Source organism: Flavobacterium plurextorum, assembly GCF_002217395.1.
Lineage (GTDB): Bacteria > Bacteroidota > Bacteroidia > Flavobacteriales > Flavobacteriaceae > Flavobacterium > Flavobacterium plurextorum.
In genome coordinates, this window is the sequence record NZ_MUHD01000020.1 from 1 (window position 1) to 10,231 (window position 10,231).

Below are 10,231 nucleotides of genomic sequence, written 5' to 3' on the forward strand. Positions count from 1 at the left end.
TCGGGATCGAAATGACAAACCAGGCGATTATTTCAATTATAAATCTAATTTATTAAATAAAGTAACGCATTCCGTAGCTTCTTTTACATCATGTACACGTAGAATTTTTGCACCTTTTGTCAAAGCAATTGTATTTAGAAACGTGGTTCCGTTTAAAGCTTCTTGCGGTGTAATATTAAGCGTTTTATAAATCATTGATTTTCTTGAAATTCCTGCTAAAACTGGCAAATCTAAAAGATTAAAAAGTTCCATTTTTTGCATCACTTCATAATTCTGATCCGTTGTTTTGGCAAAACCAAAACCTGGATCTAAAATTAAATCATTGATTCCTAAACTTCTTGCTTTTTGTACTTTCTCAGAAAAATAAAAAAGCATTTCTTTTACAATATCATCATATTGCGTCAAACTCTGCATCGTTTGCGGATTGCCGCGCATATGCATCATAATGTACGGAACGTTATATTGGGCAATAACTTCAAACATTTTATCGTCTAGTTCTCCAGCAGCAATATCATTTATAATTGCAGCGCCGCTTTCTATACTTGCTTTTGCAACTTCGGCTCTAAAAGTATCAATTGATAATAATGCCTGTGGAAAATGCTTTAAAATTAATTCGATAGCAGGAACAATTCTGTCAATTTCTTCCCGTTCCGAAACAAATTCAGCACTTGGCTTGCTTGAATATGCACCAATATCAATAAACGCAGCACCTTCAGAAAGCATTTTTTCAACCTGAGAAATAATATCGTCTTCATTTTTATATTTTCCTCCGTCAAAGAAGGAATTTGGCGTAACATTCAAAATTCCCATTACTTTAGGAATCGATAAATCTATAAGTTCGCCTTTGCAGTTAATCAACATTTTGTTTCAAGTTTTATTTGTTTCAGGTTTCAAGTTGATTTAGATTGCGTAAGTTCTCGAACTTGACACGAGGCCGAAAGACGAACTGGCGAAGTAAACCTGAAACTTGAAACATTATTTTTTAGTTACAAGTTATCACCGTTAACACTTTGTTTAGAAAAAACTTGAAACAAAGAAAACACTAAACTTGAAACTCTTTAATTTAATCCTTATTTTTGAAAAAATTTTAGCAAATATACAGCAATAAATGAAGAATACTTCCCTTGAATTTGATAATGTAATTACGGTTTGCAGAACCTTATTTATCAATAAAATGAAAGATTACGGCAGTGCATGGAGAATTTTAAGGCTTCCATCGCTTACGGATCAAATTTTCATAAAAGCACAAAGAATCAGAAGTTTACAAGAAAACGATGTTCGTAAAGTTGATGAAGATGAAAAAGGAGAATTTATCGGAATCATCAATTATTCTATCATGGCTTTAATACAGTTAGAATTAGGAGTTGCTGACCAGCCTGATTTAAGTGTAGAACAAGCAACTGAATTGTATGATGCTAAAGTAAAACTTACGAAAGATTTAATGGAAGCCAAAAATCATGATTACGGAGAAGCATGGCGTGATATGCGTGTGAGCTCTTTAACTGATTTGATTCTGCAAAAAATTCTTCGCGTAAAACAAATCGAAGACAACAAAGGCAAAACTTTAGTTTCTGAAGGTATCGATGCTAATTATCAAGATATGATTAATTATTCTGTTTTCGCTTTAATCTTAAACCCAATCAAATAAATCAAATTACAAAAAAATAAAATCCCAAATTCCAATCTTTGACTTGGTATTTGGTCCCGATAGCCATCGGGAGGAATTTAAATTTTAAATATTTGCCATGAAAAACATTATTACTCAATTCTCTCGCATATTTGTCGGTGTATTATTTATCATTTCAGGATTAATAAAACTAAATGACCCTGTTGGTTTCTCTTATAAACTAGCCGAATATTTTAGCGAACCTGTTTTCAATATGCCATTCTTAGAGCCGTTTGCGCTGGGCTTAGCTATTTTTCTTGTAATATTAGAAGTCGTTTTAGGTGTCATGTTACTTGTTGGTTATAGAGCAACATTGACGATTTGGGCTTTGTTACTTCTTATTGTTTTCTTTACATTCCTTACCTTCTACTCTGCTTATTTTGATGTTGTAAAAGATTGCGGTTGTTTTGGAGATGCTTTGCATTTAACGCCTTGGGAATCATTTACAAAAGATATTGTTTTATTATTCTTTATTTTGATTTTATTCATCAATCAAAAATTAATAAAACCATTATTCCCAACTCCAAAAACCAATTTTGCAGTTTATGCAAGTGTACTTTTATGTTCATTAATGGCAGTTTGGGTTTTGAACCACAATCCTATAAAAGATTTCCGTCCGTACAAAGTGGGAACTAATATCGAAAAAGGAATGGAAATTCCAGAAGGAGCTCCAAAATCTGTAGTTGAGATGATTTTTATCTACAAAGTAAATGGAGTTGACAAAGAATTTACCGAGAAAGATTTAATGAATATCCCAGAAGGAGCAACATTTGTTGACCGTAAAGACAAAGTAATTTCTGAAGGTTATGTACCGCCAATTCACGATTTTACAATGACAAAAGACGATTCTGATTATAAAGCTGAATTCTTAAAAGAACCAAAACTAGTAATTTTTGTTACTTATGATTTGACTTTATCTGAACCGTCTGGAATGAAAAAATTAGCAAAAGTTACTGCAGATGCAAAGGCAAAAGGTTACAAAGTAATTGCCATGACAGCATCTGGAGCTGATGAAATTGCAAAAGCCAAAAAGCAATACAACTTAGATGTTGATTTCTATTTCTGTGATGCAACCGCTTTAAAAACTGTTGAAAGAGCAAATCCAAGTATAGTAGTTTTACAAAACGGAACAATTATTCAAAAAGTACATTATAATGATGTTGATGATTTGAAATTGTAATACTTTTAATCAAAATAAATTCTAAAACGCCAATTTACTATTATGTCAATTGGCGTTTTTCTTTATTAGAATAGTACACACTAAAAACAATAAATCTGCCGTTTTGTTTTCTATATTTGTTCAAAGACTCATCAAAAAAAACAAACCAATCTATGAAACCATTACCAAAGTTATTGTTTACTTTTTTATTAGCTTTTCTCTCCAGCATTACAAGTTTCGGACAATCGGAAACGACAAAAAAAGACCAACGGTATATTTTCTTTTTACACAATAAATTTGTTGAAGAAAATGATTTAAATACAGCTCATCCTGAATATGGAAAAGCGGAATACAATGAAATTTTAGCATCATTTAAAAAAGATAACTTTATTGTTTTCAGTGAAAAAAGAAAGAAAAATACAAATGCTGCCGATTATGCAGAAAAAATCGTAAAACAAATCAAAGCACTTCTTAAAAAAGGAGTCTCTCCTAACAAAATAACAGTTATTGGAACTTCAAAAGGCGGATATATTGCACAATACGTTTCCACTTATCTCGCAAATCCCGATGTGAATTTTGTTTTTATTGGATGTTTTAGAGATAGTGATATAACAGAAATTCCGGATATTAATTTCTGCGGAAACATTTTAACGATTTATGAAAAATCAGATATTTATGGCGTTTCGGCAATTAAACGAAAAGAAACTTCGAAACTAAAAATAAATCATTTTAAGGAAATCGAACTGAATACCAATTTAAAACATGGTTTTTTGTACAAAGCTTCAGATAACTGGATTGCTCCAAGCAAAAAGTGGGCAAACGGAGATTACAATTAGTCACTCAAAAATAGCATCAAAGCCTTCAATAATTCATTTTTATTGAAGGCTTTTTTCATTGAAATCTGACGTTTTTTTGGTTCAAAACTTATTCTTCAAAATAAAATCGCAGCAATTCATCAAACTTTCAAAAAGGCTTTTCAAAAAAATAGTGAATTTTAGAGCCAACTATTACGATTTCATTCGCATTTTTCTAACCTAAAATCAGCGTTTTGTTACAAAACAGGCTGGTTATCAAAATTTGTTAATCTGCATTTGGCTTTCAAATTGTTTGTTTAACTTTGTTCGGAAACATTAATTTATGAAATTATCGGAATTCAAAGTTTGAAGATCGATATATCAATTACATTAAAAAATATAAATATTATATGAAACAATTAGCCCTTGTCGTTATTGCATTTATTACGTTCTCTTGCTCACAAGCACAAAAAACAAGTTTTTCTAAAGAAGCTTTGTCTGAAAAATTATTAACTGCTGACGGAGGTCAAGCTGCTTTTAAAAGCATTTTAAAAAAATATAAAGGAAAAACTTTAGTTATTGAGGTTTGGGCTTCATGGTGCGGCGACTGTGTAAAAGCAATGCCAAAAGTAAAAGAGCTTCAGGCTAATAATCCAGATGTTTCTTATTTATTCCTTTCTGCAGATAAAACTGCTGAAAAATGGAAAGCTGGAATCGAAAAACATGAAATAAAAGGAGATCACTATATGATGAATGACGGTATGAAAGGTGTTTTTGGAAAAGCAATCGATCTAGATTGGATTCCGAGATACATTATCGTTGACAAAACAGGGAAAATTGTTTTATACCGAGCAATTGAAACTGATTTTGATAAAATTAATGAAACTTTAAAAGGTTTAAAATAAACTTCTTTAAATATCAATTTCAAAAGTCGAAATTGATTTGATAAAACTTCAATAAAAACAAAAAATTAAAAGAATAACAAAAACTACCACAATGAGAAAAAAAATTGTTGCAGGAAACTGGAAAATGCATAAAAATGCAGAGCAAACTGAAGAATTATTGAATGAATTAATTGCAAAAATACCAGCACAAACAACTGCACAAGTAATTGTTGCACCAACATTTGTAAACTTACAAGCTGCTGCTGCAAAACTAAAAAATACAACTATCGGTGTTTCTGCTCAAAATGTTCACCAAGCTGAAGGCGGTGCTTTTACAGGAGAAATTTCTGCAGATATGCTAACAAGCGTTGGAGTTAACACTGTGATTCTAGGTCACTCTGAGCGCAGAGCTATTTTTCACGAAACTGACGCTTTAATTGCAAATAAAGTTGATACAGCATTAAAACACGACATGACAGTAATTTTCTGTTTTGGAGAAGAATTAAAAGATCGTCAGACTGGAAATCACTTTAATATTGTTGAAAATCAATTGCGTGATGGGTTATTCCACATTGCAAAAGAATCTTGGGCAAAAGTTGTTTTAGCTTACGAGCCAGTTTGGGCAATTGGAACTGGAGAAACTGCTTCACCAGAACAAGCTCAAGAAATGCACGAGTTTATCAGAGAAACGATCCGTAAAGCTTTTGGAGCTGAAATCGCTGACGAAGTTTCTATTTTATACGGTGGTTCTGTAAAACCAGACAACGCAAAAGAAATCTTCTCTAAACCAGACGTAGACGGTGGTTTAATTGGAGGTGCTGCTTTAAAAGCTGACGATTTCTTAGCTATTGTAACTGCAATCTAAAAAAAGATTTAATATCTATTATATAAAAGCGTTCGCATCAGCGAACGTTTTTTTTACCATATAAGTTATATAAGTTCATTGAAAGTTTTTTTTGCGCAAAGTCAAACTTAAATTTTCTTATATAACTTATATGGTTTAAAATTTTAATTAATAAACGATTTCAAAAGCGGGCAATTATACTTTTTAAATGTTGGTGTAGTTTTATAAATAGAGTAAAAATTAACCAGCTCCTTCCCTGCTTTAAATGGATTTTTTTCCTTTTCTTCTGTAGAAACTAGATCAGCATAATGATTATAATAATTACATTCAAAAATCATTAAACTTGCCATTGCTTTTTCGTTGTTGTTTTTAGACATTTTAAAGGCTTTTTCATAATACATTTTGGCCATTTTTAAATTATGATAATTACCATTTTGGTATTTCTTCTCTTTCTCTGTATTATCTCCGTAAACATAGTCTACATACGATCCGCCTGAACTCCAATCGTAAGCCGTCATCATCCAGGAATTACCTAAATACGATACATTAAAATAAGCATGTGCCAATTGCAAATTACTGCTTGCTGTATTTTGCTTTTTCAACTGAATCAATTTTGCAATAAAGTCAGTTTTATTAAAACGATAATCAAACTTTCTTTCTTCTTGTTTTTGAAGGATTTTAGGCGTAAAAGGATTTTCGTTTAAATAGTCTTTAAACTCATAGTTCTTCTCCCAAAAATCTTTAGGCATACTCGAAAAAGTTTGATAAGCCAGCTCTAAATTATTGTTTCTAAAAGCAATAGTTCCTTTTAAATCCTTATAATAATTAATATCCGGAGCGATTGTTCCTGAGCAAATATATTTTTCAAAAGGGGTTTTATTAGTTTTCTGTTGTAGCGCCATCAAACGATCGACATCATCAATAGTTGCTTTTCGGTCAAAATAACCAATATAACTATAAAAATATGGATTGTTGTAGGACACATATTCGCCTTCATTTTTAATATCAGCTTTCATAGATAGTAAACCTGCCATAGCTCCATCGCCTTTTTTATAAAACTCATCACTTGCGATTCGGTATAAACTGTATAAATTTTTAAATAATCCATTATCTGTTTCTATTAGATTTTCGACTGAGTTAAAATAATTATAAAGCTGATTTTGAACTTTCTCATTCTTTAAATCATCTTGTTTTAACGAAACCAAAGCCAGCTGAATATTCTTTTGCATTTGTATAGAAGCATTCGCTTTATTAGAAATCATACTGGTATACTTTTTCCCTTCATCAATTTGATCATCAATAAAGCAAAGCTGCGCAATTGCAGCGGTAATATAATCTTTCTGTTCTCCTGAAGTTTGTTCACGAATCGAAATCAAGAAATATTCTAATTCTCGCAAGTATAAAATATCTTTATTAAAATTCTCTGCTTTAGCTTTAGCGTAATCTTCATACCAATTTGTATCGCTAAAAGTTACAGATGGGCTTCCGTTATTAGTATATTGTGGTGTAAAAATCCAATCTTCAAGTTTATTTACTTCTCTTCCAATTAAAAAACTCAAAAACAAGCTGTTCGGACTTAGTTCATAAATTTCTTTAATCGATTTTAAATCAGGAGCTGGATTCCTAAGGCTTTCAATAGCTAAAATAACACTTCGTTCTTCATCATTTTGTGCCAAAGCCAAAGTTTCGGCAGTAAGTTTTCGGTCATAATGCTGTAAAACTGCGAATGATTTTTCTTCGCAGCTATTAAAAACTTTGCTTAATAAATAATTCTGCAAAATCTTATTCTCAACACATAAAGCTTTATAATACAAAGCCCACGGCTCTAAAATTGTTTTTTTATTCTGTTCAAAATAAGCATCATACAAACGAATCACTTCTTTTGGATCTGCATCATAAAAGCTATATCTCAAAATCAAAAAAGCATAACGTTGTTTCAAAAAAGGATCTTTAGCTGAACTGATTTTCTTTTCAAAATCAGTTACCTCAGCCAATTTATGATCTTTGCTTTCATAACCAATTTGCCCCCATGATTCCCATTTAACATCGGTATTACTATTGTATTCTAGTTTTTTAGCAAATAAAATATAGTTTAAAAACTGTTTGTTTTTTGGCAGTAATAGAGTCTTAATAAAAGTATTCTTTTCAAAAACTTTATTCAAAGTTTTATTTTCATAAGCTGTTTCAAATTGTTCCGAATCTGTTTCATATAGAATCACATAAACATCATTAGGATTAATATTGTTTCCTAATTTATTCTTCCATTCTAAACAATTTAATCTCTGATCAGCATCAGAAATCGTATTTGTAGAAAAATAATTATCTGCTGAATAATAAAACGGTGTGAGCTTAAAGAAACCTTCTCGCTGTACTTTAAACAAAGCCAAACGACTGGTTTCCGGCGATACGCTCCAGCCACAGGCAAAAGAAACCTGAAAGCTTAAAACCAAAAGAAAAGTGCTAAAAACTCTCATAATATTTAGATATATTTTGGGTTCCATAATCGTTTATGTATTTTTTATCAAATGAGAAAAAGGTCACTTTTGTCTGACTATCAATCTGAATTTTATTCTTTACAATCGAAATCATTTTTTCAAGCTCATTGTCTGATATTTTTTCGATTCTTATTTCATCACCATTTCGCAAATAAGTCTGTCCCACCAGCACATCATCTTGCAAAACATATTTGGTATCAGAAACTTTCTTTAATTTGATGCTGTCTTTTATTAATTGATCGTAATCTGATAAAATCCCTTTAAACTGATTTCCTCTAAAAGCAACTGCCCAGCTGTACAATGGCAATGCAATATCTAATTTTAGTTTGTAATCACTGTGAGTAATATATTGTGCCAATTCTTCGCTTGTACCAATAGAATTTTTAGTCTGCTGATCATCAGGTTTTGAAATATTATAACACATTAATAAACCTTTATCAACTGGCGGAACTCCAGCTTTTGTTGCATATTTATACTGCCAAAGCCTGATTGTTGCCGCTATTTTTGCTGACGGAAACTGATTTTTGACTTGTTTTAATAGATAGAAATAATTCTTCTGCGATTTTTCAGTCCAATCACAATCAATCAAGATTTCTTTAAAATCAACTTTTAGTTTTGCGGCTTCAATTGATTTTACCGAATCATAATTTAAACGTTTGTAGTTCTCCTGCTTGTAATAGTCTTTTGGATAAACAATGTTTGAAGCAAGAGTTTCTGCTTTTCTATCATTCATTCTTTTACCAATTTGTTCTATTCGTTTGGCTATTCTTACCGCCAGACTATCAAGCTGTTTTTTATCTGATTTTAAAACGACTTCGTTGGTAATAAAAATACTTGGCGTAATTTCAGGATTGTTTTTTTGAAGTACTATATCGCCAATTGTTGCCACAGGCAAAGGTTCTTTTGAATATGGATTATAATCAACATCAAAAAAACGAACGTACATATGTTTTACATCTAATTTTTTAATTAGTGAATCCTCCTCTTCCCAAAAATACAGATCAGTTTTCCAATAACAAAAGGAACGAATTACTTCATGCTCTTTTTTACAGCTTCCAGAGCTTAAAACGACAAAAAGTAAGATAAAAACAATATTTTTCATGATACTAAAAAACTTACAGGATAAAGCTCGAAATTAACATTAATAATTCAAAGAATATGATTTATTTATGAACAAATTCTGCTTTGTATTCTTACCTTTGCAAAAAATTTATTTATGTCAAATATATATTTAGGATATCATTTTACGATTGAACCAAAAGAGCTTGGATCAGAAATTTTAGTAGCTGAATTAGGCGAAAAAGCATTTGAAAGTTTTACAGAAACGGAAAACGGAATCTCGGCTTTTGTGAAGAAAGATTTATGGGATGAAAATATTCTGGATGATATTTATATTTTACAATCTGATGAGTTTAAAATTGAATATACAGTTGAAGAAATCGATCAGGTAAACTGGAACGAAGAATGGGAAAAGAATTTTGAAGCGATTGATGTTGACGGAAAATGCCATGTTCGCGCTCCTTTTCATGAAAAAACGGATGCTGAATTTGATATTGTAATTGAGCCAAAAATGAGTTTTGGAACTGGTCATCATGAAACTACGCACATGATGATTCAGCATTTACTAGAAATGGATGTAAAAGGCTTAAAAACTCTTGACATGGGCTGCGGAACTGCAATTTTAGCTATTCTTGCCGAAATGAAAGGTGCTGAGCCTATTGATGCTATCGATATTGACAATTGGTGTTATTTAAATTCAATCGAAAATGCTGAACGCAACAATTGTAAGCATATTACCGTTTATGAAGGCGATGCAGCCTTGTTAGCAGGTAAAACTTATGATTTGATTATTGCTAATATCAACAGAAATATTCTTCTAAACGACATGCAGGCTTATGTAGATAGTTTAAACCCAAAAGGAATTATATTGTTTAGTGGTTTTTATGAAGAAGATGTTCCATTTATCGATGCTTCGTGCACTGAAAAAGGGCTGACATATGTTAAAAAATTTCAAAGAAACAACTGGGTTTCATTAAAATACGTAAATTAGTAATTGCAACAGTACAAAAACCTAAAAACAATGAGTACTAAAGAAAAAGTAAGAGAAAGAGTCCGTGAAAAGGAAGCAATAAATTTCAATAACGAAATTATTGTCTACAATGACGATGTAAACACTTTTGATCATGTAATTGATACTTTAATGCGAGTTTGCAGTCACACGGCAGAGCAGGCTGAACAATGTTCACTAATTGTACATTATAACGGAAAATGCACCGTAAAAACAGGGCCTATTGACAAGTTAAAACCGCAATGCACACAACTTTTAGAAGCTGGATTGAGCGCTGAAATTGTTTAATTGCAAATAATTTAAAAAACATTCTATTTTATT

The 10,231-nt window shown here is 31.3% G+C and carries 10 protein-coding genes; 7 read left to right on the forward strand and 3 right to left on the reverse strand.

Annotated features, from left to right (window positions below):
- Window positions 1-36 precede the first annotated feature (36 nt).
- On the reverse strand, window positions 37-861 hold the full coding sequence (gene folP / locus B0A81_RS11010) for a dihydropteroate synthase (RefSeq protein ID WP_089058088.1): 825 nt from the start codon (window positions 859-861) through the stop codon (window positions 37-39).
- A gap of 247 nt (window positions 862-1,108) precedes the next feature.
- Between folP and B0A81_RS11015 the strand changes: the two genes are divergently transcribed.
- The 5 genes from B0A81_RS11015 (at window position 1,109) to tpiA (ending at window position 5,368) form a co-directional block, all read left to right on the forward strand.
- Window positions 1,109-1,648 carry a DUF1599 domain-containing protein gene (locus B0A81_RS11015; RefSeq protein ID WP_089058089.1) on the forward strand — a complete coding sequence of 180 codons (540 nt, stop codon included), beginning with the start codon at window positions 1,109-1,111 and terminating at the stop codon, window positions 1,646-1,648.
- Between the two features lie 97 nt (window positions 1,649-1,745).
- A complete protein-coding gene (locus B0A81_RS11020; RefSeq protein WP_089058090.1) occupies window positions 1,746-2,846 on the forward strand; it encodes a BT_3928 family protein in 1,101 nt (366 codons plus the stop codon).
- A 152-nt stretch (window positions 2,847-2,998) separates the two neighbouring features.
- The gene (locus tag B0A81_RS11025) at window positions 2,999-3,661 is read left to right on the forward strand and encodes a dienelactone hydrolase family protein (RefSeq protein WP_089058091.1); all 663 of its coding nucleotides are present in this window, start codon (window positions 2,999-3,001) and stop codon (window positions 3,659-3,661) included.
- A gap of 368 nt (window positions 3,662-4,029) precedes the next feature.
- Window positions 4,030-4,524, forward strand: a complete 495-nt coding sequence (locus tag B0A81_RS11030; protein ID WP_089058092.1) for a TlpA family protein disulfide reductase — start codon at window positions 4,030-4,032, stop codon at window positions 4,522-4,524.
- 91 nt (window positions 4,525-4,615) lie between these two features.
- Window positions 4,616-5,368, forward strand: a complete 753-nt coding sequence (gene tpiA / locus B0A81_RS11035; RefSeq protein WP_089058093.1) for a triose-phosphate isomerase — start codon at window positions 4,616-4,618, stop codon at window positions 5,366-5,368.
- 143 nt (window positions 5,369-5,511) lie between these two features.
- Here the strand turns inward: tpiA and B0A81_RS11040 are convergent, their stop codons facing one another.
- Entirely contained in the window at window positions 5,512-7,821 is a 2,310-nt protein-coding gene (locus tag B0A81_RS11040; protein ID WP_244281378.1) for a hypothetical protein, read from the reverse strand.
- Complete coding sequence (locus tag B0A81_RS11045) at window positions 7,808-8,944, reverse strand: hypothetical protein (RefSeq protein ID WP_089058095.1); 1,137 nt, start codon at window positions 8,942-8,944, stop codon at window positions 7,808-7,810. Before B0A81_RS11045 ends, B0A81_RS11040 begins: the two co-directional genes overlap by 14 nt.
- Before the next feature lie 114 nt (window positions 8,945-9,058).
- On the opposite strand from B0A81_RS11045, the gene prmA reads away from it, so the two are divergent.
- Window positions 9,059-9,892 carry a 50S ribosomal protein L11 methyltransferase gene (prmA, locus tag B0A81_RS11050; protein WP_089058096.1) on the forward strand — a complete coding sequence of 278 codons (834 nt, stop codon included), beginning with the start codon at window positions 9,059-9,061 and terminating at the stop codon, window positions 9,890-9,892.
- A 30-nt stretch (window positions 9,893-9,922) separates the two neighbouring features.
- Complete coding sequence (locus B0A81_RS11055) at window positions 9,923-10,198, forward strand: ATP-dependent Clp protease adaptor ClpS (protein ID WP_089058097.1); 276 nt, start codon at window positions 9,923-9,925, stop codon at window positions 10,196-10,198.
- The last annotated feature ends 33 nt before the right edge of the window (window positions 10,199-10,231 follow it).